Origin of the sequence: Streptosporangium lutulentum (assembly GCF_030811455.1) — a bacterium.
In the GTDB taxonomy this organism is placed as follows: domain Bacteria; phylum Actinomycetota; class Actinomycetes; order Streptosporangiales; family Streptosporangiaceae; genus Streptosporangium; species Streptosporangium lutulentum.
Genome location: NZ_JAUSQU010000001.1, coordinates 8,408,316 through 8,429,672 on the forward strand (window position 1 = coordinate 8,408,316; position 21,357 = coordinate 8,429,672).

Below are 21,357 nucleotides of genomic sequence, written 5' to 3' on the forward strand. Positions count from 1 at the left end.
TTACACAACGCGAGCGATCTGTACGGCTTACGCAAGGAGAGAGACATGAGCGGCAATTCGGATGAGACGGTCTCGAACGGGAAGCTGCTGGAGACCTCCCCGTTCGCGGGTGACCTGGAGAGCGAGCTGGTGGCCCGGCCACGGCGCCATTTCTCCACGCTCACGGTGGTGCTCGCCGCCGGGGTGATGCTCGTCGCCGGAGTGATCGTGGGAATTCAGGCCCAGAAGGCGATGGGCGGCCCGGACGCGACGGCCGGTGCCGCGATGCGGCAGGGCGCCGCCGCAGCCGGCGGCGGAGGTGGGTTCGGCGGCAGGCAGCAGGCCGGCCAGGGCGCTCAGGGCGCTCAGGGCGCTCAAGGTCAGGGAGCCCGGCAGGGCGGTCAGGGCGGCTTCGCGGGCCGGCAGGGCGGTTTCGGCGGGATGACGATCGGCACGATACAGAAGGTGGACGGCGAGAAGGTCTACGTCCAGACGACGGACGGGTCCGTCGTCACCGTGAACACCAGCGACAAAACATCCGTGCGGGTCGCGAAGGAGGGCAAGGTCGCCGACCTCAAGCCCGGTGGCACGGTGACGGTTCAGGGTGCCAAGGCCGAGGACGGCTCGGTCACCGCGACAGTGATCAACCAGGGAGGCGGTCGCCGGTGATCGCCCGATCCTCTGAAGACTTTTTTCGGGAAACGTTTTCCCAGGAAACCTTCAGCCATGGCTGAGCTACGTTCCAGCGGGGTGAGCGAGTCTCGGGGGGTGCTGGACAGAGCTGAAGCCCGATTGCTGGTCGTGGACGACGAACCGAATATCAGGGAATTACTCTCGGCCAGCCTCCGCATGTCCGGATTCGAGGTGGTGACGGCGGCGGACGGCAGGGAGGCCGTGCACTTCGCCGAGCGAATCCGCCCCGACCTGGTTGTGCTGGACGTCATGCTGCCCGACATGGATGGGTTCGCCGTGGCGGGACGGCTGCGGGAGATGAGCGAGCAGATGCCCGTGGTCTTCCTGACCGCCAGGGACGGAACCGACGACAAGGTGGCCGGACTGCGCCTGGCCGACGACTACGTGACCAAGCCGTTCAGCCTGGAAGAGGTCCTCGCCCGGATCCGGGCCGTGCTTCGCCGTACCAGGGGGGACCTCGACCTTCCCACCCGCCTGCAGGTCGGCGACCTGGAGCTGGACGAGGAGGCGCACCAGGTGTGGCGGTCGGGCGTCCCGGTACGGCTGTCGCCCACCGAGTTCAAGCTGCTGCACTACTTCATGGTCAACACCGGCAGGGTGCTGTCCAAGGCACAGATCCTGGACCACGTCTGGAACTATGACTTCGGCGGCGACGCCGGAGTGGTGGAGTCCTACGTCTCCTACCTCCGCAGGAAAGTCGACACGGCCGAGCCTCGGCTCATCCACACCCTTCGGGGAGTGGGCTACGTCCTGCGACCACCCCATAGTGATTGAATTTTCAGCTTATATTCAGGTTCGCCGGATGTGACGCTGAGTTTCAGGTGTTCCAATGGGCAACGCATAGCCCCCGATCACCCCGGAATCGCGAAGCGGGTTCGGACTCGCCTCCAGCTGCGGGGGAGACGAGTCCGGGACAACCCCACGCGAGGACCGGGGGGAGCCCCACCGCTTTACCGAGTTCGCCCCCGTAACCCGGTCGAGCGGTGGGGCCGTTTTTTGTATCCCGTTTTCCTCGCGTCCCTTCGCGCTCCGGCCGTTCCGGCGGGCACTCTGTGACGATCCGATCACCATCGGATCGTGGATCTCGGATCGAAGAAGGTCAGACCGGATATGCGGTCCGACCACCCCTCGCGCGAACGTCACCCCCGATTTCCCTCCCGCGGAGGCCGGATGAAGCGGGGGCCACCGGCGCCGTCGAGTGAGGTGAAAAGGAGAAAAAGGAAATCGCCGGGATTCTCCGAACGGCCATACACGTCTAGCGGGCCTCCCGTCGGGCAGGATCGATCCTATGAAGGGGAACGACGGTCTGCTCGGGGCGCTGCGGGAATTACGGCAGCACCTCGACCGTGACCTGTTCCCCCTCGCGATCGGCGACGTCGAAACCGACCGGCGGGCGTTGCGCGAGCTGACCGGTCAGCTCGACGACTACCTGATCCCTCGCCTGAGCGTGATCGACGCGCCGCTGCTGGCCGTCGTCGGCGGCTCCACCGGAGCGGGCAAGTCCACCCTGGTGAACTCCCTGGTCGACGAGGACGTCTCGGAGCCCGGGGTCCTGCGGCCCACCACGCTGGCTCCCACCCTGGTCACCAGCCTCGCCGACCGCGAGTGGTTCGCCGCCCAGCACGTCCTGCCCGGCCTTCCTCGCGTGACGGGGAGCGCCAGAGGAGAGCCGGGCACGCTCCGGGTGGTCACCACCTCGGTCCTGCCATCGGGGCTGGCCCTGCTCGACGCGCCGGACATCGACTCGGTCGTCACCGCCAACCGCGAGCTGGCGGCCCAGTTGCTCGCCGCCGCGGACCTGTGGCTGTTCACCACCACCGCCGCCCGCTACGCCGACGAGGTTCCGTGGGGCTTTCTCCGCCTGGCCAGGGAACGGAGCACGGCTCTGGCCGTCATCCTGTCCCGGGTTCCGCCGGAGGCCCTGGGCGTGGTGAAGAAGGATCTGGACCGGTTGCTGGAGGCCAACGGGCTGGGCGGGACGCAACTGTTCGAGGTGCCCGAACTGGGACTGCCCGAGGAGAACGCCCGGCTGCCGCGTTCGGCGGTCCAGCCGGTCGTGGACTGGCTGACCGCCATCGCCGCCGACGCGCAGTCACGCGCCGACGTGGTGCGCCAGACCCTGTCGGGCGCTCTTGGAAGCCTCGCCGTCAGGGTTCCCGCGCTCGCCGAGGCGGTGGAGCGCCAGCACGCCGGAGCGAAGGAGCTTCGCTCGATGGCGGACGCCTCCTACGCCGTGGGGCTGGCCTCCTTCGACGAGGGCATGCTGGACGGGTCGCTGCTCCGGGGAGAGGTGCTGGCCCGCTGGCAGGACTTCATCGGCACCGGCGACCTGATGCGCACCCTGGAGAGCCGGGTGGGCCGGCTCAGAGACCGCGTCGTGGCACTGTTCACCGGCCGGCCGGCACCCGAGAGCGAGCTGCGGGTCGCGCTGGAGAGCGGGGTGGAGGCGCTGATCAGATCCTCGGCGGACGGCGCCGCCGAGCGCCTGCTCGACTCATGGTCGTCGCACCCCTCGGGGCGCGCCCTGCTCGGAGAGGCGGGGGTCGCCACGGTCGGACGGCTCGGCCGGGCCTCGACCGAACTGCGCGTGAAGGCGGAGGCGGCGGTCAGGGGCTGGCAGGGATACGTGCTCGACCTGGTCCGGGAGGAGGGGGCGGAGAAGCGCACCACCGCCCGGGTCACCTCGTTCGGGGTCAACGGCGCGGGGCTGCTGCTGATGCTGGCCGTGTTCGCCTCGACCGGCGGTTTGACCGGGATCGAGGTCGGCATCGCCGGAGGCACCAGCATGCTGAGCCAGAAACTCCTGGAGGCCGTCTTCGGGGACCAGGCCGTCCGGACCCTCACCGTCAAGGCCCGTGTCGACCTGCGCGCCCGCGTCGCCGCGCTCCTGGGGGAGGAGGCCGCCCGGTTCACCGTCCTCCTCGACGCCGTGGAGCCTCCCGAGGGGGCGGCCACGGCCCTTCGTGCCACCGCGCGGGCCATACAGGATCATTTGCGCGAGCTTCCGGTCGGGGAGCGTCAGGAGGCGCTTCCGGAGGGGGAGCGTCAGGGCGGGCTTCCCGGGGGCGGACGTCAGGGCGAGCTTCCCGAAGGGGAGCGGGGGCGGGTTCCTCCCGCGCTCCCGCGCCCGGCCGACGACCCGCAGGCCGTACAGGAGCGTGGCCGGACCTCCGGCGCCGCTCCCCGCACGACCGGTGGAGAGACGGGTGAGGCGTGAAACTGCTACGTCGTAAGAAGTCGGTGTCGCTGGACGAGCGGCTGGCCGGACTGGCGCAGGCCGCGGATCTGGCCGACGGACGGCTGGGCGACGACGCGATCGCCGGAGCGCGTTCGGTGATCGCCCGCGCCGGGGTACGGCGGAACCTGTCGGTCGACCACACCGCGGTCGCGCTGGCCGGTGCCACGGGCAGTGGCAAGTCCTCCCTGTTCAACCTGTTGTCCGGCGCCTCGCTCGCCACGGTCGGGGTCACCCGTCCGACCACCTCGACCGCGCAGGCCGCGCTCTGGGAGGGAGAGGGGGCGGGATCGTTGCTCGACTGGCTGGAGATCCCCCGCCGCCACGAGGTGCTGGACGTCCCTCCCGTGGCCGCGCCGCGGACACAGACGCGGAACGGCGGGCAGGCGGCGGTCGCGTCGGTCCCGCAGGCGGGGAAGGCCGAGATCGTGTCCGGTTCGCCGGGCGGGGCGGTGGAGGCCGCGTTCGGCCCGTCGGACGAGGAGGCGGCCGGGCTGATCCTGCTGGACCTGCCCGATCACGACTCGATCGAGCTGTCGCACCGGCTGGAGGTGGACAGGCTCGTCGAGCTGGTCGATCTGCTGGTGTGGGTGCTCGACCCGCAGAAATACGCCGACGCGGTCGTGCACGAGCGATACCTCAGGCCGCTGGCCCGGCATCGGGACGTGATGGTCGTCGTTCTCAACCAGATCGACCGGCTCTCCCCGGCCGCCGTGGAGCGGTGCCTGAAGGACCTGCGGAGATTGCTCGACGACGACGGGCTGACCGGGGTTCCCGTGGTCGGGATCTCCACGCGCACCGGCGCGGGTGTCTCCGAGCTGCGTGCCCTGCTCAGATCCCGGGTCGCCGACCGGCGGTCCTGGGCCACCCGCCTGGGCGCCGACGTCGGCACGGCCGCGGATGCGCTCGTCAGGGCGTCCAGCGGCGCGGACTCTCACCCCGCCGACTCGTCGCGGGGAACCGACGCCGAGCCGTCCGGGTCTGGGACTGGTCGGGTCTCCCGGTCCGGCCGGGAGCGCGGCCCGGGTTCCGGGGAGGAGGTGCCGTCGGCGAGCGTGCCGGAGGTGTCCGTGGACGGCTTGGCCAGGCCGCTGACCGACGCGTTGTCGGAGGCGGCAGGAGTTCAGGTCGTCGTCGAGGCCGTGGCCAAGGCCCACCGCCATCGCTCGGTCGCGGCCACCGGCTGGCCGCTCACCCGGTGGATCCGCCGGCTCCGCCCCGACCCGCTCCGCCGTCTCCACCTGGGAACCTCCCCGAACCGGCGCTCCGACGAGCCGGTCGGACGAACCTCGACCCCCGCCACGACCGTCGTCCAGCGCTCCCGGATGGACACCGCGATCCGGGAGGCCGCCGGGGCCGCCTCGGCGGAACTGCCCGGACCGTGGGCGGTGGCCGTACGGCAGGCGGCGCGCTCGCACGGAGACGAGCTGGAGGACGGCCTGGACCGGGCCGTGGCCGCCACCACGCTCGGGGTGTCCAGGCGGCCCGTGTGGTGGCGGGTGGTCGGACTGGCGCAGTGGCTGGTGCTCGCGGCCATGATCGCGGGCGGGGTGTGGCTGCTGGGCCTGCTCGGGATGGACTACCTGCGGCTTCCGCAGCCGTTCCTGCCGACCGTGGGCGATCTGCCCTGGCCCACCTTCCTGCTGAGCGGTGGCGTCCTCCTCGGGCTGGTGATCGCGTTGCTCTCCCGGGTGGCCGCCTGGCTCGGCGGCCGTCGTCGCGCGCGCAAAGCGGCCAGGGCGCTTCGCGCGAGCGTGGACCAGGTCGCCCGCGAGCTCGTGCTGGAACCCGTGGACGGGGAACTGTCCCGATACCGCCGGTTCACCGAGGCGATCACTGTGGCCCGGGACGGCGACTAGCGGACCTGCGGAGCTGATCGGCACCCAGATCGGCTTGCCGGGTCCGGATCGGGGCCGGGCAGGTCGTCATCCGGGTGGTAAGCGCGGCGATCGTTTGTCGGGCCCTTCCTGGAGGGACATCACGGCGTCGGCGAAGGCCTCGGGGCATTCCAGAGGGGTGAAGTGGCCGACCCCGTCGACCGGCCGGAGCTCGACATCGCGGAAGAAGGCCGGCAGCCGGTCGGACCACTCCCGGGGGAAGAGCGGGTCGTGCTCGGGCCACACCACGACGGTCGGCGTGGCGATGCGATGTTCCGGGTCGGGCTGTCGCTCGGCGGCCGACGCGGCGACGGTCCCGGCGCCGGCGCGATACCAGGAGATGGACGCGGAGAACGCCCCCGGCTCCGCGTAGCCGCGGACCAGGTGGTCGATGCCGGGCTCGAAGTCCGGCCCTGACCAGTGCGACCAGAAGTACAGCAGGTAGTCACGGACGGCCTCGGGTCTGCCGTCGATCAGTTGCTCGACGAGCGTCAGCTGGTGGAACGCCTGGTACCAGAACTCGCGCTGCGCCCGCTCGCCGAACACGCGTTCGGCGACGCCCGGCAGGGGAGGAGACAGGGCCAGGCCGCAGATGAGGTCGGGACGTTCCGAAGCCACTCGCTGGGCGACCCGGCTTCCGACGTCGTACCCGCCCAGCACCGGCCGGTCGAGCCGGAGTTCCTCGATGAGACCGATGACGCTGCGCGCCTGCCCGGCGGCGCCGTACTGCTCCCGGGGGTCGGCGAGATGCTTGTCCGACTCGCCGAATCCGCGCAGGTCGGGTACAACGACCTGGCGCGTGGGCGCGAGCAGGGGGACCACGTGCCGGTAGTCGGTCCGGTCACCGGGCCACCCGTGGAGCAGTACGGCGGGCGGTCCGTCGCCGGTGACGTCGTAGCCGAGCTGGAATCCGTCCACCATCGAGGTTCTCGGCATCGCCCCTCCTTCACGGAACATCTCTCCGGGGGGAGCCTCTACGAGGTAGGTCTCCCCTGCGGGGAAGCCCCCTACGCCCTCACGCTCGGGATTCGTCGGTGCCGGAGCAGCACGACCCGGGAGTCGAACGTCCGTGACTCGGCGAGTTCGAGGCCGGCCCGGTGGCTCCGCTCCTGGAGGACCGGCTTGCCGCCTCGCGCCCGCGGGGTCGGGCCGCGAGCGCCGGGAGGTCATGGCCGCCGCCCGCCGACGGCCATGACCTCCCTCTTCACCGCACCGTGCTCACGGTCCCGAAGACCGTCAGACGGGCATCACCCGCAGGGCGGGATAGCGGGCCGAGTTCAGGTACAGCTTGTCGGTGCCGTGTTCCTTCTCCAGCTCCAGGACGAACCGATAGCGGTAGAGCCCCGGCCGGGCGTCGCTCATCACCGCCCCGGCCCAGTAGTAGTAGACGGCGGTGTACTGGTCGCGCATCCGGTCGGGAGCGCCGTAGACCTTGAGCTCGGTCATGATCCGGCGTTCGGCGACGTCGTCCTCGTCGCCCTTCTCGATGTCGAGGAAGACCAGGTTGTTGATCTTCGGCATCGGAGGCCAGGTGCCGTCCGCACCGCGGTGCATGTCGATCGGGCGGATGATCCAGTTGATCACCTGACCCTGCTTGCAGGTGGTCTCCAGGTGGTCGGTGCCCTGCCCGACCCCGCCGATGCTGTTGTCCATCATGTAGAGGCAGCCGTCCAGGGACTTCGTCGCGGCGGCCCTCTCCATGTCGACGAGGGTCACCACGTTCAGCTGGACGGAGTTGAGCTGGCCGCGATCGGCGAAGTCCGTGGCCGCGTATGCCTGGGTCATCGGCCTTCCTTTCCCTCGTTGGCGGGACCGGCCAGGGCCGGCCGGGCATTGGGGGTGAACGGCGTGCTGACGGTGCCGAGCAGGAACGAGAGCCGGTACGGGACCGGTTCGGTGAGGTCCTGCTTGACCTCGGCGGTCCAGAACACGATGTCGGTGCCGGGATACACCTTCTGCGTGGGCTCGGCGATCCGCGGGTCGATCTCGATGTCGCAGAGGGCCGCGTAGGTCTCGCACTCCAGCGGGATCACGTTCCACAGCAGGGTGTCGCCCTTGCGTACCCGGCTGTGCAACTCGGGGGTGCCGAAACCGGTGGATCCCGCGGCCCTGTTGGTGTCGTAGAAGTAGATGTTCTCGTCCAGGTTCTCCGACGCCAGCGCGGCCACGGGATCGACCACCGCGGTGATCGTCACGGGACGGGTGGGCCGGGCGGGCCGGCGTTCGGGCTGTTTGTTCCTCGGGGGCATGAGACTCCTCCGCTCGAGAGTGCTTCGGCTCGGATCGGGTCAGCCGGCGGCCGGGACGGGCGGGAGGGGGAGCGCGCCCAGTCCGGCGCCGGTGAACCCGTTGCGCTTTGGATCGTTGATGATTTTGAGGCTGGACTCGCAGGTCAGGTCCACGGACTCCCAGACCAGCTCGTCGTTCCGCTCGATCAGCTCGTGCAGCTGGATGTGCATCGTGTACCTGTAGACCCCGGGCCGGCTCGTGTCCACGGTCGCGGCCCAGTACCAGCCGTCGTAGATCATGTCGGGCGACCCGTACTGGGCCGGGTACATGATCTTCTCGGTGACGGCCGGGCCGGTGATATCGGTGATCACCGGAGCCGGATAGTTGTACGCGCCGGGATCGCTCGTGGTCTTACCGGTGACGTCCAGCAGCTTGGCGTCGGTGAGGCCGCGCCCGCTGCCCGACTTGCGGGGGTGCTTGCCGACCTGCTTCTGCAGCCGCTTGAGACTGGCCTCGCTCATGCCGCCCTCGTCGCTGAGCGAGGCCAGCTCCTCCAGCGTCCGCCGGTCGTCGGCGCGCTCCTGCTCGGCCAGGTAGTTGCGCGGCACCGTCGGGGGGATCGACCCCAGCGCCGCGGGCAGCCAGTTCAGCACCTGCTCGGTCGCCTGCGATCCGTCGAGGAAGTGGGTGCCGGGCACGATCGTCACCAGTTGCTCGGTGCCCACCCCGGCGGAGCCGAACAACTTCATGTTGTCGAACCAGTACGTGTTGCCCTCGAGCGATCGCGTCTGGAGCGCGTTCTCGACGTCGAAGAGCACGATGATCCCGTGTTGCTGGGCCATGAAACCGCCTTTCGCAGAACGTGGCTCACACGCGCAGCAGCGCGGGCGAGTCGATGTGCAGCACGCTGTTGGGTCCTTCGTGGAGCCTGAGGGAGAGCCGGTACCGGTACGGGACACCGGGGGTCATGTCGTAGGGCACGACGCCCTCCCACACCAGCAGGTCGTGGTTCTCGCGCCCGTTGGAGCCGATGGCGTCGACCCCCGGCCCGGGCACCGGAACGATGGAGGGCTCCGCCGGGTACGGCGGCCCGGTCTGGTCGGCCGGGGACGGGGCTGCCGCACCGGCCAGGAACTCGATGGCCTGGATCTCGACCGGGGTCTGTACGTCCACGTGGATGGGGGTCCACTGGACGACCTGTCCCGGGGACACCATCGTGATGAGGTCGGGGGTTCCCTGGTGCTTGCTCCCCGCCGAGCTGTCGTCGACCATCGAGAGGTTGCCGTTGTGCAGCGTCCGATCGGACAACGCCCCGACGGCGTCGACCATCACGACGATGCTGATTCTAGGTTTCATCGATCCTCCCTTGTCGGATGTCATTCGGGTGCGAGGGCCGCCACGTGCTCAGCCCCGGTCCCTGACCAGCGGCGTCTTGCCGACGGTGGTTTGTTCGATCTGTGGTGAGGAGCGCGGCACGAACGCCAGCCGGAAGCCGTATCCGGTCTGCTCGATGGCCGCCGCATTGGCCTCCCGGTCGTTGAAGAGCGACAGGGAGATCGGCAGCGCCTGGGTGAACAGCTGTCGCGTCCCGCTCGGGCCGAGGGCGTGCTCGACGGCCGCGGTGGTGCCCTCGGCGTCGTCCACCGCCACGAGCAGGGTGAGGGTCCGGTCCTCACGGTGGTTGTGGAACTGGACCTCGTGCGCGACCAGATCCAGGTCGACGCCGGTCATCGAGCGAAGCCGCTCGCGCAGGGCCGCGTAGGCCAGCGTCGCCGAATACTGGCTGTCGTTGAGGTGCAGCACGTCGGCGGTGCGCCCGGCGAACTCGAATCGCTCGGTGCGCGGCCCGGGGCCGTTCAGGGCCGAGCGGCGGATCATCCGATCGCCGAGTTTGAGCCGGAGCAGCGGCGTCTCGTCGGCGTGCAGCCGGGTGACGACCAGCTCGCCCTCCTCGCCTTCGGCGACGGCACGGCCGTGCTCGTCCACGATCTCCACCAGGTGCAGCCCCGGCACGGCGGAGAGCGCCGGCGAGTTGTGGTCGAGCTGGAGCCCGACGCACTCGGCCTGGGTCGCGGCGAAGTAGCTGAGGATCGACACGTTGGGGAAGAACGCCTGCAACTCGTCGCGCTTGCGCTGGGGCAGGGAGCCGCTGCCGTACATGGCGACCCGGAAGCTCGCCCTGGCCTGCGGGGACAGGCCCGCGCCCAGCTCGGGCAGGAGCGCGATGCCGGCGGTGATGCCCATCAGCGCCTTGTGGCCCGGGTAGGAGAACATGTGCTCCAGCACCGGCGCGCTCACCGGTCCCGCGCCGATGTAGTTGACCCCCGGGACGTGGGACAGGACGCCGCCGACCATGGTCCCGCTGCTCCACATCTGGTAGTCGGCCAGGGTGGTGAACAGCCAGCGCGGCGCGGGACCGCGCAGGTAGCGGCCGAGCTGGTAGGCGCCCATGAACGCCCCGGAGATGCGGTAGGTGTCGCGCAGCTCCCGCAGGGAGTACACGATCTCCAGGGGCATGCCGTCACCGGTGCCGCCGCTGGCCACCACCTCGAACCCGCCGGAGTCGAGCGGCACGACCATCCCGGCCCGCGCGCCCATGAACATGTCCCGCTGCACGGTCTTGTCCGAGAGAGGGATCCGCTCCCACTCGGACATGTCGGCGGGGGCGCTGCGGATCCCGAAGTAGTGCAGCCGCTCGCGCCACAGAGGGTTGAGCAGGGCGATGCCGACGAGCTGCTGGAGCCGGCGGAACACCAGCGCGTTCTGGAGGTCGAGCGGGGACTCGCAGTACGGGACTCCGGTGAGCCGCCCGCACTCCTCCAGCTTCCCCGCGAACGACGGCAGCCGGGTGACGTCGTCCACCGAGCGGACCCTCAGCTCCTCCTCGGGGATCAGCCGTGCCGCCAGCTCCGTCGAGGTGGCGACGTCCAAATCCATCATGGTCATGAATGACTCCCGTTCCGCTGGTCGTGCCGGGCCGCGGCGCTCGCGCGCAGTACCCGTTGCCCGATGTCCCTGATCTCGGCGATGAGCATGGTCAGGTGGTCGGCGTCGATCAGGTGGTTCATCACCACCACGCGCAGCGCCGCCACCCCGTCGATGTCGACCTTGGAGATGAAGAAGCGTCCGTCGTCCCGGATCCGGTTGCGTATCTCCAGTTGCAGCCGGTGTACGGTCGCCGGGTCCAGGCCGTCCGGCCGGTACCGGAAGCACAGGATGTTGGACTCCGGTTCGTGCGCCACGGCGAAGTCCGGCTCGGCGGAGAGCATCTGGTACGCCTGCCGGGCCGTCGCGCACAGCCGGTCGATCTTCTGCTCGAACAGCGCCGGGCCGTAGACCGACCAGACCGCCCAGAGCGGCATGATCATCGGGCGTTTTGTGCACTCGAAGTTCTTGTCCGCGCTGTCATAGGCGCTGTAGATGTCCGGTTCCTCGTCGAACACGTAGCTGGCACGCTGGCGGAACGCACCGCGTGCCGCCGCGCCGTCGCGGTAGAAGAGCAGCGTGCACGGCGCCGGCATGAACAGCATCTTGTGGGCGTCCCAGGTCAGTGAGTCGGCCTGCTCGATGCCGCGCAGCTTGTCCCGGTGCCGGTCCGACAGCAGCAGGCTCGCCCCGTGCGCCCCGTCCACGTGGAGCCAGAGCCCGTACCGGCTCGCCACGTCCGCGAGCTCCTCCAGCGGGTCGAAGGCGCCCATCGACGTGGTCCCGGCCGACGCCACCAGGCAGAACAGCCGCAGGCCGCGCCGGCGCGCCTCGTCCAGTACCGGGCCGGCCAGATCGGGGCGGATCCGCCCGGCCCGGTCGACCGGGAGCCGGACGATCTGCCGTTCTCCGATGCCGAGCACCCCGGCCGCCCGGGTCACGCTGTAGTGGGCCTCCTCGCTGACCGCGATGGCAGGGAGGCCCGGCATGCCGCCGGCGCCGCGCGTCCAGATCTGCGGGAAGGCGCGGTTGCGGGCGGCCAGCAGCGCGGTCAGGTTGGCCAGGGAGCCCCCCGAGGTCGTCACCATGGCGAACCGGTCGCGGTCCCAGCCGATGAACCGGTTGAGCTCCTCGGCCATGAGCCGCTCGGCGACGTTGGGGAGCTGCCCGGCCTCGTAGAAGGAGGAGGGCTGGTTGACCACCGAGCCGACCAGGTCGATGAGGCCGGCCAGCGGCACCACGCCGGAGAACTGCCGTCCCATGTAGCCGGGTGAGTAGACCGGGATGCCGGTCCTCGTGTACAGGTCGACGATCTGGTTCACCCGGTCGGTGTCGAAGTCGGCGATGCGCTGCCGCTCCGGGGTCATCAGTCCTCGCGCGGCCTTCAGCAGCACCGACGGATCGAGGAGGTCAAGGCCCCGGACCGACCGGTCGCCCAGATACCTCGTCAGGCGGCTGACGATGTCCGCGGCGCCGTCGTGGAAACGTTCGGGGTCGAAGGCCGCGGTGAGGCCCGGCATGAGCGGTCGGGAGCCTTCGGCGGTGGTCGGCTCTGGAAAGGAATTCTGGACATCGGAAATCGAACTCGTCATGGAGGAGACTCCAAATGATCCGGCGTCGAGAACGCCCATGTGATCGCGCCTGGACGAGAATTCGGACACGGTGAATTGAACTCTCGGTCGATCACATGAGGGTTGTCGCGAATAAATGCGTGATCTGCGGTGATGAGTGGAGCGAGAAAGAGATCCCCGGCATTCGGGGACACGAGGCGGCATTCGTGCTGTCGCCGAACCGTTCTGGTGGTTTGGAACGGTCCAGCTTGGGAGGGGATGTCGATCGGCGATGGGGGGAGGATGGCACGAGAGGGCCTCGCTGCCCCCTGTTCACGCCCTGTTCAAGCAGTTCGGATCAGTCCGGCGACGATGTCGCCGACGATCAGGGTCTGGAGACGACCCGTCGTGGATGAATCGCGATTAATGCGATCTGAATTTCACCCGCCTTATGCGTTGGCATGCCCGTCATGTAAGCGACCTAATCATTGATTACGGGAGTGACGCAAGACCTCGGATGCAGGTGGAGTGGCAGATTCCGGCCACAGTTACTTGCGCACCGCGATTAAGGCGGGGAGATGTTCGACGAATCTCAGTTGTTTTGGGGCTTATGGGCCTTTGTCGTGAATTTTGATCAAACTCCGCATTCTGGGTCGCCCCGGCGGGCGACTCTCTTGGTGGGCGTTATTTAATATGCTTATATTTGCTTAAATATGGTAGATAAGGCGATGTGTCGTCTTTCGTGGGGTGCCGACGCTGAAAGCGGGCCTCTCCACCGTTTTGTGGAGGTGTCGGGTTGGGTGGCGTCGCTTCCGGATCGGCCGCCCCGGCCGGCGGGAGATCGTCGGTGACGCCGGGCCGGCGGAGGGCGGGCCTTCGCGTCCGGGACGGCCGGGCCCGCGGACCCGGGACCGCCCCGGAACGTCTTCGCGGACTCCGAGTGATCACGTGGTGGCCGTCTCCCCGTGCCTCGTCCGGGAAGGTCGCGAAGCGTCACCGGAGCATGAGGGAGCGGGCATCCTGAACTGTGGTGATATGCGTATCGATATCAATGTTCGATTGATATCGATATTGGACGGCGACGGATCCGGTCTGGTTTGCTCTCCCTTCTGCCGATGAAGAGCGAGGACAGGAATGCGACACCCCCGCACCCGCCGTTTCCCGGCGACGCTGAAAGCGACCGCGCTGACGACCTCCATCCTGCTGGGCGGTACCGCCTGCGGTCCGGCCACCACCTCGGCCGCCGGCCACGCGATCCCGCGAACCGGGACGGCCGGGATCGGGATGACGAACGGGCAGGTGGTCCTTGACGACCTCCGGACGCCGGCGCCCGGCGAGGCCGAGGCCCGCCGGCGGCTGCGCGCGCTGGAGACGTCCTACAAGGGCCGCATCGGTGTGTACGCCCTCGACACGGCCACCGGAAAGACGATCACGTACCGGTCGGGCGAACGCTTCCCGCTGCTGTCCACCTTCAAGGCCTCGGCGGCCGCCGCGGTGCTGCACAAGGCACGCACGTCGGACCCGGGGCTGATGGACAGGGTCATCCACTGGAAGCGGAGCGAGGTGAAGGCGAACTCGCCGGTCACCGAGAAGCACGTGGAGGACGGGCTGACCGTCGCCCGGCTGTGCGAGGCGGCCATCACCCAGAGCGACAACACCGCGGGCAACATGCTGCTGAAGCAGATCGGCGGACCAGCGGGGCTGACCCGATACCTCCGCACGTTGAAGGACCCGGTCTCGCACCTGGACCGCTGGGAGACCGAGCTCAACGACTGGACCCCCAAGGAGAGGCGGGACACCACCACCCCCGCGGCCATGGGCCGGAACCTGCACAGGCTCACGGTCGGCACCGCGCTCGACGCCAAGGACCGGGCGCGGCTGAACGGCTGGCTGATCGCGAACAAGACCGGCGGCGAGCGCATCCGCGCCGGGCTGCCCAAGACCTGGATCGTCGGCGACAAAACCGGCACCACCTCGTTCTACGGGGCGGCCAACGACATCGCCGTCGTCTGGCCGGCCAAGGGCGCCGCACCTCTGATCATGTCCATCTACACCAACCGGCGGGCCGCCGGCGCCCTGAACGACAACAAGGTCATCGCCGACACCGCCGCCATCCTCGCGCGGGGCCTCGGCAGGCTTTCCTGACGTCCGGCTCGTACGGCGTCCGGAAGAGGATCCGCGGTGCTCAGCTCAGTACGGTGTCCAGGAGCAGGGACCCGGCGCCGAGCAGTGCCGCGTCCGGGCCCGAGCGTGTGACGGAGATCTCCAGGTCGCGGGTGGCCAGGGGCAGGCAGCGTTCGTAGACGGCGCCGCGGATCGCCGAGATCAGTGGTTCGGCGGTGGACAGACTGCCGCCGACCACGATGGCGTCGGGGTTGAGGAAGTTGACCAGGACGGTGAGCACCTCGCCGATGAGACGCCCCGCGTTTCTGACCAGGGCGGTGGCCTCGGGCACCCCGTCGTCGACGAGGGCGACGAGTTCGGCGGGCCGCCGTACGGCGATGCCCTGCTCGGCCAGGGCGCCCATCAGCGCGGCGCCGCTCGCGTAGGCCTCCAGGCAGTCGGGGTGGCCGCAGGAACACATGACGGAGGAGTCGGTCCTGACCCGGACGTGGCTGATGTCGCCGGCCGCGCCGCGCCCCCGGTGCAGGCGGCCGTCGACGATGACCCCGCATCCGATGCCGCTGCCGGCCTTCAGCACCATGAGGTTGTCGCAGCCGGGCCACGCGCGTGCCTCGCCGACGGCCAGGAGGTTGGCGTCGTTCTCGACGAGCACCGGCAGGTCGTAGCGGGCGCCGAGATACTCGGCGACGGGGAAGTTGTTCCAGCCGGGCATGCGCGAGGGGGACACCACGCGACCGCTGGCGGGGTCCACGGGACCGGGGATGCCGGTGCCGACCCCGCGAAGGGGGGCGCCGGGTGGGCCGTGGGCCAGGAGCAGCTCGTCGAACGAGGCCGCCATCCAGTCGAGGGTCGCCTCGGGGCCCAGCGCGATGTCGCAGGGGCGTTCCTCGATGATCAGCGGGGTGCCGTTGAGGTCGAGCAGGCCCAGCCGGGCGTGGTGCGCCCCGAGGTCGGCCACCGCGAGCAGTCCGGAGGTGGGGCTGATCCGCAGCCGCCGTGGCCGCCGCCCGCCACGTGAGGTGCCCGACCCCTCCTCGACCAGCAGGCCGGTGTCGATCAGTTCCTCGACCCGCAGGGACACACTCGACGCCGCCAGGCCCGTCAGCCGGGCCAGCTCGGCGCGCGACTCGGCGTGGCCGGTGGCGATGAGGCGCAGAAGATCGCCCTGTGCCCCCCGCACGGACAGCCTCTCTTTGCCTGACATGGACAGAGGAATACCACGTCTGTACTTACTACAGCAATCCATTGACTTACAGCGGAATCATCCATTACCTTCCGGTTTGTCTTCGATATCGAAGGAAGACGGTAATAACTCAGGCTGATCACAAAGGATGGTGGGCCCGATGGTGTCCCTGAAGCGGATGGCCGCTGTCGCCGCCGTGTCGCTGGTCGGCCTCTCGGCCTGCGCCGGCACGGATTCGGGCAGCTCAGCGGTGCCGGGCGCGGCCACGAGCGGCGGTAACGACCTGCTTGCCGGTGCGCCGGTGGCGGCCGCCACCGACATCCTGCCCGGCTCCACGATGGAGAAGATCAAGAAGCGCGGCGAGCTGATCGTCGGCGGGTCGCTCGACGCTCCGCTGCTGTCGCAGCAGAACCCGGTGACCGGCGAGATCGAGGGCTTCGACGCCGACATGGGCAAGGCGCTCGCCAAGTACATCATCGGCGAGCCCAAGGTGAAGATCGTCAACGCGGCGTCGGAGACGCGCGAGGCGCTGCTGAGCAACGGCACCGTGGACGTCGTCCTCCAGACCTACACGATCACGCCGGAGCGGGCCGAGCAGGTCGCCTTCGCCGGGCCGTACTACTCCTCGGGCCTGACCATCGCGGTCAAGAAGGGCGCGACGGGGATCACCAAGCCGGAGGACCTGAACGGCAAGACCGTCATCGCCGGAGCCAACACCCCGGCCATTCCGGCGATCAAGAAGCTCGCCCCGCAGGCGGAGATCGTGACGTTCGGCAGCGACCCCGAGTGCATGCAGGCGCTCAAGCAGGACCGCGGCGTCGCCTACGTCCAGGACGAGACGCTCCTGATCGCCAACGCCCAGAAGGACCCGTCGATCCAGATCATCGGCTCGCCGTTCACGAGCGACCCGTACGGCATCGGCCTCAAGCACGGCGACGAGCAGTTCAAGAAGTTCGTCAACGACTGGCTGGTGAAGATCCAGGGCGACGGCCTCTGGCAGAAGACCTGGAAGAACTCCCTCGGCACGGTCGTGCAGGGCGAGGCTCCCACCCCGCCGCAGATCGGATCGGTTCCGGGGTCCTGATGTCCGCCTTCCTGGATCACCTGCCCGAGTTCTGGGAAGGACTGATCGTGACGCTCCAGCTGATCGCGGCGTCGTTCGCCGGCGCCGTGGTCGTGGGGTTCGTGATCACCGCCATGAGGGTCAGCCCGGTCGGCGTCCTGCGCGGGATCGGCACGGCCTACGTGGAGACCTTCCAGAACCTGCCCCTCCTCGTGCTGCTCGTGCTGGCCGTCTTCGGCCTGCCGGAGATCGGGATCAAGGCGAGCCTGCTGGTGACGGCCGTCGTGGTCATCGCGCTCTACGAGGCGGCCTACATCGCCGAGGCGCTGCGGTCCGGCGTCAACTCGATCGCGGTGGGACAGGGCGAGGCGGCCCGGGCACTCGGCCTGACCTTCGGCCAGTCCCTGCGTCACGTGGTCCTGCCGCAGGCGCTGCGCACGGTGATCCAGCCGATGGGCAACATCTTCATCGCACTGACCATGAACACCGCGCTCGCCGGCGCGGTCGGGGTGGTCGACCTGACCGCCGCCGCGAACCGGGTGAACCTCATGGAGGCCCAGCCCATTCCGATCTTCGTCGGGGCGGGCCTGGCCTACGCGCTGATCGCCGCCTGCGTCGGGCTCGTCACCGGGCGGCTCGAACGACGGCTGGTGATGGTCCGATGACCTTCGACCGAGGGCCGATGCCGGTCCCGACGACCCTCGAACGACGGCCGGTGATGCTCCGATGAGCAGCCTGCTCTTCGACGAGCCGGGCCCGCGCGCCCGCCGCAGGATCCGGATCGCGACCGTGGTGGGGGCGGTCGCGGTGCTCGGCCTGCTGGCGCTGGCCGTACGCCAGTTCGCGGCCAACGGCCAGCTCGACGCCGACCGCTGGCAGCCGTACGCGACGTGGCCGATGTGGCGCTACCTGCTGAACGGGCTCTGGTCCACCGCGCTGGCGGCGGTGGTCTCGGCCGCGCTCTCGATGGCGGCCGGGCTGGCGCTGGCCCTCGGACGGCTGTCGCGGCGCCGGTGGGTGCGCGTGCCCGCCGCCACGTACGTGGAGGTCGTGCGGACCGTCCCGGCGCTGCTGCTGGTCTACGTCGTGCTGTTCGCGCTGCCCCGGTACGGGCTGGATCTGCCGCTGTTCTGGAAGCTCGTGGTGCCGCTGTCGGTCTCGAACGCCGCGGCCTTCGCGGAGATCTTCCGGGCCGGGATCGGATCCATCGAGCGCGGCCAGAGCGAGGCGGGCCTCGCGGTCGGCCTCACCTACGGCCGGACCATGCGCCTGATCGTGCTGCCGCAGGCGGCCCGGCGGGTGCTGCCCTCGATCGTCAGCCAGTCGGTCGGCCTGCTGAAGGACACCTCGCTCGGCTTCGTGGTCAGCTACGCGGAGCTGCTGTACAGCGGCAAGGTCCTGGCGACCTACAACGGCCTGCTCATCCAGACCTACATCGTCGTCGCGCTGACCTACCTGGTGGTCAACGCGTCCCTGTCCAAGCTCGCCCGCGTCCTCGAAGCGCGCACCCCCCAGGCCCGCCGGCCGCGAAGGAGACTCATCCGTGCCTGAGCCCGCTTCCCTCGTCGAGGGACGTGCCGGATTCATCGGGCGCGCGGCGGCGGTCATCGACGCGAACCCGTGAGTCACGGCCGTGGTCGCGCCCGCCGTACTCCAGGTGAGGGCGGGGCGGCGGAGGCCGCGAACGTCCGGTGCCGGGCGGGGGTGTCCCGGTCGGTGAGATCCATGTTGTGGAGGAAAAATGAGCCTTACCTATGAGATCTGCATTGACAGTACGGCGGGCGCGCTGGCGGCCGAGCAGGCGGGGGCGAACCGGGTCGAGCTGTGCTCGGCGCTCTTCGACGGCGGGCTCACCCCGACCCTCGGCACCGTCGAGGCGACCCTCGCGGCGGTCACGGCGATCCGCGTCCACGCGATCATCCGTCCTCGCGGCGGTGACTTCATCTACGACGAGTACGAGATCGCGGCCATGGAGCGCGACATCGCCACCATCAGGGACGCGGGCGCGCAGGGCGTGGTGATCGGGGTGCTGACACCGTCGGGTGAGGTGGACGTCGAGGTGGCCAAGCGGCTCATCGACGCGGCAGGAGGGCTCTCGATCACCTTCCACCGGGCCTTCGACATGACCGCCGACCCGTTCGCCGCCCTGGAGACGCTCGTCTCACTCGGCGTCGACCGGGTCCTCACCTCCGGCCAGGACGTCACGGCGCTTGAGGGCGCGCCGCTGATCGCCTCCCTGGTCGAGCAGGCACAGGACCGCATCGTCATCATGCCCGGCGGCGGGATCACCCCCCGCAACGTCGGTCGCGTGGTCGAGGCGACGGGGGTCAAGGAGATCCACTTCGCGGCGCTGGTGGACGCGCCCAGCCCCGCCGTCCACCGCAACCCCCGCCCCTTCATGGGCGGCGAGCTGCGCCGGCCCGAGTACGCCCGCCTGGTCACCTCGCCGGGCCTGGTCTACGAGGTGATCGCCGCCTCCGGCGCCTGAGGGCCACGCGCACGCCCTGCCCGCTCGGTAAGCACCGCGCGGGCAGGTGGAGTCCGGGACTTCAAGCGTGTGCCGCTGTGTCAGGACACTCGCTCACCGGATCCTCGTGAGGTCGATGATCACGTATTCGCCCTTGACCGGGTAGGACACCAGGCGGTCGTCACCCATGCCGAGCTGCACGCTGACCGACTGGCCCTTGGCGTCGGGAGGGGGCAGGCCCAGGTCGCCGGACTTTCCGGTGACCAGGTCGATCAGGTACTGGCCATCCCGCGGCCTGGGCATGTCGACGGTTTGGAAGCGATCGGCGCCCAGTCCCATAAATGCGGAACCGGGCAGGTCTCGTTCCTGCGAGCCGTCCCGCAGCCGGTGGAAGGACGGGCCCTCGGACCTGTTGCCGATGCAGGTCGTCACGCCGCAGCGTACGTCCTGCTCGCCCGGCCGGACGACCGCCTTGCTCGTCTCACCGGTCTCGACGTTGAGCAGGTCCTCGAAGCTCGTCTCATGGTTCGGTGTGTACTCACCCGGCGTGCCCACCCAGGGCCAGCGCAGGATGTGATGTCTGCCGGCGCCCGCGACAGGCTCCACCGTCCCGCCCCCGAGGGGGACCGTGAAGACCCCGCCTTCGAGAACGGAGAAGGCCAGCTTGTCGCCGACCACGGTGAGGCGGTCTCCGCCTCCCTTGACCGGGGCGGCCGTGTCGACGGCCGTGGGCCGCCCGCCCGAGATCGGGACCGACCAGAACTCCGTGACCCTGCCGCCGTCGACCACCTTGATGGTCTTCCAGATGATCCGCCCGGCGCCCGCCGTGTAACCGTCGGCGAAGACCCCCTTCGGCGTGCGGATATCGGCGATCTTGCGAACCCGGCCGCCGTCCAGATCGTAGGCGTAGATCGCGTCGGCCTTCTCGAAGCTCTCCCAGGTCTCCAGCAGCAGAGTGCGGTCGTCGATGAAGATCCGCGGATGGTACTTGCGGATGCCGGGCAGCTTGGACGGGATCTTCCAGACCGCCTGCGGCCAGACCTTCTCGATGGGCTCGGGGGGCACGAACGCCTGCTCGCGGGAGGGAGACGGCGTCGCGGTCACGGAGCTCGGTGCCTGGGTCGGATTCACGACCAGAGGGGCGGGGTCGCCGCCGGCGCCGCGCACCGCCACCACTGCCCCGCTCGCCACCACCGCGACCGCGACGGCCGCGACCAGGGTCTGCACGCGGGTTCTGCGCCGCAGGGAGTGGGCCCTGACCTGTACGGACAGGCTGCTCGGTGCGTGCGGTGCGCGCTGGGAGGCGTGACCGAGAGTCCGGCGAAGAACGTCTTCCAGGTCGTCGTTCATAGGGCGCTCCCGTTGGTGGCGGTGGGGTGCGGGACGGCGGAGCGGAGCTTGTTCAGGCCGAGTGACGCGTGGCTGCGGACGGTCCCCCGGGAGATGCCGAGAACGTCGGCGATCTCCGCGTCGGTCAGCTGCTCGTAGTAGCGCAGGACGAGTACGGCTCGCTGCTTGCGGGGAAGTCCTTCGAGCGCCCGCCAGAGTCCCTGTTCCACCTCGGAGGGAAGCACGTCGAGATGCGATCCTTCCGGCAGGTCCCAGGTGAGCCGCTCGCGGCGGCGCAGCCGCCAGACGCCGATGTGCAGCCGAGCCATGATCATTCTGGTGTAGCTCTCCGGATCGTGCTTGCGGCGCACCCGCGACCACGCGCGGTGCAGCCGGATCAGTGCCTCCTGGGTGAGATCGGCCGCGTCGTGGGGGTTGCCGCTGAGCACGTAGCCGTAGCGCAGCAACGCATTGGCCCGCTCGGCGACGAAGTCCGCGAAGCGGGGGTCGTCATCCAATTGCCTTCGCCTTTCGTCGGTTCGTCACAACCCAGACGAACTCGGGGACGAAAGTGTTGAATCCCGATACGGCAGAGTTCAGCCGACCAGGGCTCCGCGTCACGAGCGAGAGCGCACAAGGTGCCATGGCTCATGAGCGCGAGCGCACAAGCCGGTCAGGGCTCCGCGTCACGAGCGAGAGTGCA

19 protein-coding genes are annotated in these 21,357 nt (G+C 69.6%); 9 read left to right on the forward strand and 10 right to left on the reverse strand.

The window, feature by feature from the left end; all coding sequences use genetic code 11:
* The first annotated feature begins 45 nt into the window (after nt 1-45).
* The 4 genes from J2853_RS37940 (at nt 46) to J2853_RS37955 (ending at nt 5,766) form a co-directional block, all read left to right on the forward strand.
* A complete protein-coding gene (locus J2853_RS37940; RefSeq protein WP_307565877.1) occupies nt 46-648 on the forward strand; it encodes a hypothetical protein in 603 nt (200 codons plus the stop codon).
* A 57-nt stretch (nt 649-705) separates the two neighbouring features.
* A complete protein-coding gene (locus J2853_RS37945; protein WP_307565879.1) occupies nt 706-1,446 on the forward strand; it encodes a response regulator transcription factor in 741 nt (246 codons plus the stop codon).
* Between the two features lie 514 nt (nt 1,447-1,960).
* Complete coding sequence (locus J2853_RS37950) at nt 1,961-3,889, forward strand: GTPase family protein (protein WP_307565880.1); 1,929 nt, start codon at nt 1,961-1,963, stop codon at nt 3,887-3,889.
* Entirely contained in the window at nt 3,886-5,766 is a 1,881-nt protein-coding gene (locus J2853_RS37955; RefSeq protein WP_307565881.1) for a GTPase family protein, read from the forward strand. Before J2853_RS37950 ends, J2853_RS37955 begins: the two co-directional genes overlap by 4 nt.
* A gap of 66 nt (nt 5,767-5,832) precedes the next feature.
* Here J2853_RS37955 and J2853_RS37960 read toward each other — a convergent pair whose 3' ends face one another.
* From J2853_RS37960 to J2853_RS37990, 7 genes are all read right to left on the reverse strand, one after another.
* The gene (locus tag J2853_RS37960; RefSeq protein WP_307565883.1) at nt 5,833-6,720 is read right to left on the reverse strand and encodes an alpha/beta fold hydrolase; all 888 of its coding nucleotides are present in this window, start codon (nt 6,718-6,720) and stop codon (nt 5,833-5,835) included.
* Between the two features lie 300 nt (nt 6,721-7,020).
* On the reverse strand, nt 7,021-7,569 hold the full coding sequence (locus J2853_RS37965; RefSeq protein ID WP_307565885.1) for a DUF8788 domain-containing protein: 549 nt from the start codon (nt 7,567-7,569) through the stop codon (nt 7,021-7,023).
* Complete coding sequence (locus tag J2853_RS37970) at nt 7,566-8,033, reverse strand: DUF8788 domain-containing protein (protein WP_307565887.1); 468 nt, start codon at nt 8,031-8,033, stop codon at nt 7,566-7,568. The genes J2853_RS37965 and J2853_RS37970 overlap by 4 nt, the downstream gene beginning before the upstream one ends.
* A 39-nt stretch (nt 8,034-8,072) precedes the next feature.
* Nucleotides 8,073-8,855 carry a hypothetical protein gene (locus tag J2853_RS37975; protein ID WP_307565888.1) on the reverse strand — a complete coding sequence of 261 codons (783 nt, stop codon included), beginning with the start codon at nt 8,853-8,855 and terminating at the stop codon, nt 8,073-8,075.
* A gap of 25 nt (nt 8,856-8,880) precedes the next feature.
* On the reverse strand, nt 8,881-9,369 hold the full coding sequence (locus J2853_RS37980; RefSeq protein ID WP_307565889.1) for a DUF8788 domain-containing protein: 489 nt from the start codon (nt 9,367-9,369) through the stop codon (nt 8,881-8,883).
* Nucleotides 9,370-9,417: 48 nt separating this feature from the next.
* Complete coding sequence (locus J2853_RS37985) at nt 9,418-10,959, reverse strand: phenylacetate--CoA ligase family protein (protein WP_307565891.1); 1,542 nt, start codon at nt 10,957-10,959, stop codon at nt 9,418-9,420.
* A complete protein-coding gene (locus J2853_RS37990; RefSeq protein WP_307565893.1) occupies nt 10,956-12,458 on the reverse strand; it encodes a pyridoxal phosphate-dependent decarboxylase family protein in 1,503 nt (500 codons plus the stop codon). The genes J2853_RS37985 and J2853_RS37990 overlap by 4 nt, the downstream gene beginning before the upstream one ends.
* Nucleotides 12,459-13,622: 1,164 nt before the next feature.
* On the opposite strand from J2853_RS37990, the gene bla reads away from it, so the two are divergent.
* Nucleotides 13,623-14,633 (forward strand): class A beta-lactamase, encoded by a 1,011-nt coding sequence (gene bla, locus J2853_RS37995; protein ID WP_307565896.1) that lies wholly within the window; start codon nt 13,623-13,625, stop codon nt 14,631-14,633.
* A 40-nt stretch (nt 14,634-14,673) separates the two neighbouring features.
* Here bla and J2853_RS38000 read toward each other — a convergent pair whose 3' ends face one another.
* The gene (locus J2853_RS38000) at nt 14,674-15,816 is read right to left on the reverse strand and encodes an ROK family transcriptional regulator (RefSeq protein ID WP_307565898.1); all 1,143 of its coding nucleotides are present in this window, start codon (nt 15,814-15,816) and stop codon (nt 14,674-14,676) included.
* Nucleotides 15,817-15,955: 139 nt separating this feature from the next.
* Here J2853_RS38000 and J2853_RS38005 point away from each other — a divergent pair, with 139 nt between their 5' ends.
* The 4 genes from J2853_RS38005 to J2853_RS38020 all read left to right on the forward strand — a co-directional run bounded on the left by J2853_RS38005 (nt 15,956) and on the right by J2853_RS38020 (nt 19,346).
* The gene (locus tag J2853_RS38005; RefSeq protein WP_307565900.1) at nt 15,956-16,879 is read left to right on the forward strand and encodes a glutamate ABC transporter substrate-binding protein; all 924 of its coding nucleotides are present in this window, start codon (nt 15,956-15,958) and stop codon (nt 16,877-16,879) included.
* On the forward strand, nt 16,879-17,523 hold the full coding sequence (locus J2853_RS38010; RefSeq protein WP_307565902.1) for an amino acid ABC transporter permease: 645 nt from the start codon (nt 16,879-16,881) through the stop codon (nt 17,521-17,523). Before J2853_RS38005 ends, J2853_RS38010 begins: the two co-directional genes overlap by 1 nt.
* A gap of 61 nt (nt 17,524-17,584) precedes the next feature.
* The gene (locus J2853_RS38015; RefSeq protein ID WP_307565904.1) at nt 17,585-18,409 is read left to right on the forward strand and encodes an amino acid ABC transporter permease; all 825 of its coding nucleotides are present in this window, start codon (nt 17,585-17,587) and stop codon (nt 18,407-18,409) included.
* A 190-nt stretch (nt 18,410-18,599) separates the two neighbouring features.
* The gene (locus tag J2853_RS38020) at nt 18,600-19,346 is read left to right on the forward strand and encodes a copper homeostasis protein CutC (RefSeq protein WP_307565906.1); all 747 of its coding nucleotides are present in this window, start codon (nt 18,600-18,602) and stop codon (nt 19,344-19,346) included.
* A gap of 93 nt (nt 19,347-19,439) precedes the next feature.
* On the opposite strand, the gene J2853_RS38025 is transcribed toward J2853_RS38020, so the two are convergent.
* Together J2853_RS38025 and J2853_RS38030 are read right to left on the reverse strand one after the other, a co-directional pair.
* Nucleotides 19,440-20,675, reverse strand: a complete 1,236-nt coding sequence (locus J2853_RS38025; RefSeq protein ID WP_307565907.1) for a TolB-like translocation protein — start codon at nt 20,673-20,675, stop codon at nt 19,440-19,442.
* Nucleotides 20,672-21,172, reverse strand: coding sequence for a SigE family RNA polymerase sigma factor (locus J2853_RS38030; protein WP_307565909.1), 501 nt, complete (start codon nt 21,170-21,172; stop codon nt 20,672-20,674). The genes J2853_RS38025 and J2853_RS38030 overlap by 4 nt, the downstream gene beginning before the upstream one ends.
* Between the last annotated feature and the right edge of the window lie 185 nt (nt 21,173-21,357).

What these genes read in the sequence shown, in the direction of transcription:
- J2853_RS37965 (WP_307565885.1), bottom strand. Translation starts at nt 7,569, where the DNA reads ATGACCCAGGCATACGCGGCCACGGACTTCGCCGATCGCGGCCAGCTC.
- J2853_RS37940 (WP_307565877.1), top strand. Translation starts at nt 46, where the DNA reads ATGAGCGGCAATTCGGATGAGACGGTCTCGAACGGGAAGCTGCTGGAG.
- J2853_RS38000 (WP_307565898.1), bottom strand. Translation starts at nt 15,816, where the DNA reads ATGTCAGGCAAAGAGAGGCTGTCCGTGCGGGGGGCACAGGGCGATCTT.
- J2853_RS37960 (WP_307565883.1), bottom strand. Translation starts at nt 6,720, where the DNA reads ATGCCGAGAACCTCGATGGTGGACGGATTCCAGCTCGGCTACGACGTC.
- J2853_RS37975 (WP_307565888.1), bottom strand. Translation starts at nt 8,855, where the DNA reads ATGGCCCAGCAACACGGGATCATCGTGCTCTTCGACGTCGAGAACGCG.
- J2853_RS37990 (WP_307565893.1), bottom strand. Translation starts at nt 12,458, where the DNA reads ATGCCGGGCCTCACCGCGGCCTTCGACCCCGAACGTTTCCACGACGGC.
- J2853_RS38010 (WP_307565902.1), top strand. Translation starts at nt 16,879, where the DNA reads ATGTCCGCCTTCCTGGATCACCTGCCCGAGTTCTGGGAAGGACTGATC.
- J2853_RS38025 (WP_307565907.1), bottom strand. Translation starts at nt 20,675, where the DNA reads ATGAACGACGACCTGGAAGACGTTCTTCGCCGGACTCTCGGTCACGCC.
- J2853_RS38015 (WP_307565904.1), top strand. Translation starts at nt 17,585, where the DNA reads ATGAGCAGCCTGCTCTTCGACGAGCCGGGCCCGCGCGCCCGCCGCAGG.
- J2853_RS37950 (WP_307565880.1), top strand. Translation starts at nt 1,961, where the DNA reads ATGAAGGGGAACGACGGTCTGCTCGGGGCGCTGCGGGAATTACGGCAG.
- J2853_RS38020 (WP_307565906.1), top strand. Translation starts at nt 18,600, where the DNA reads ATGAGCCTTACCTATGAGATCTGCATTGACAGTACGGCGGGCGCGCTG.
- J2853_RS37945 (WP_307565879.1), top strand. Translation starts at nt 706, where the DNA reads ATGGCTGAGCTACGTTCCAGCGGGGTGAGCGAGTCTCGGGGGGTGCTG.
- bla (WP_307565896.1), top strand. Translation starts at nt 13,623, where the DNA reads ATGCGACACCCCCGCACCCGCCGTTTCCCGGCGACGCTGAAAGCGACC.
- J2853_RS37980 (WP_307565889.1), bottom strand. Translation starts at nt 9,369, where the DNA reads ATGAAACCTAGAATCAGCATCGTCGTGATGGTCGACGCCGTCGGGGCG.
- J2853_RS38005 (WP_307565900.1), top strand. Translation starts at nt 15,956, where the DNA reads ATGGTGTCCCTGAAGCGGATGGCCGCTGTCGCCGCCGTGTCGCTGGTC.
- J2853_RS37985 (WP_307565891.1), bottom strand. Translation starts at nt 10,959, where the DNA reads ATGACCATGATGGATTTGGACGTCGCCACCTCGACGGAGCTGGCGGCA.
- J2853_RS37970 (WP_307565887.1), bottom strand. Translation starts at nt 8,033, where the DNA reads ATGCCCCCGAGGAACAAACAGCCCGAACGCCGGCCCGCCCGGCCCACC.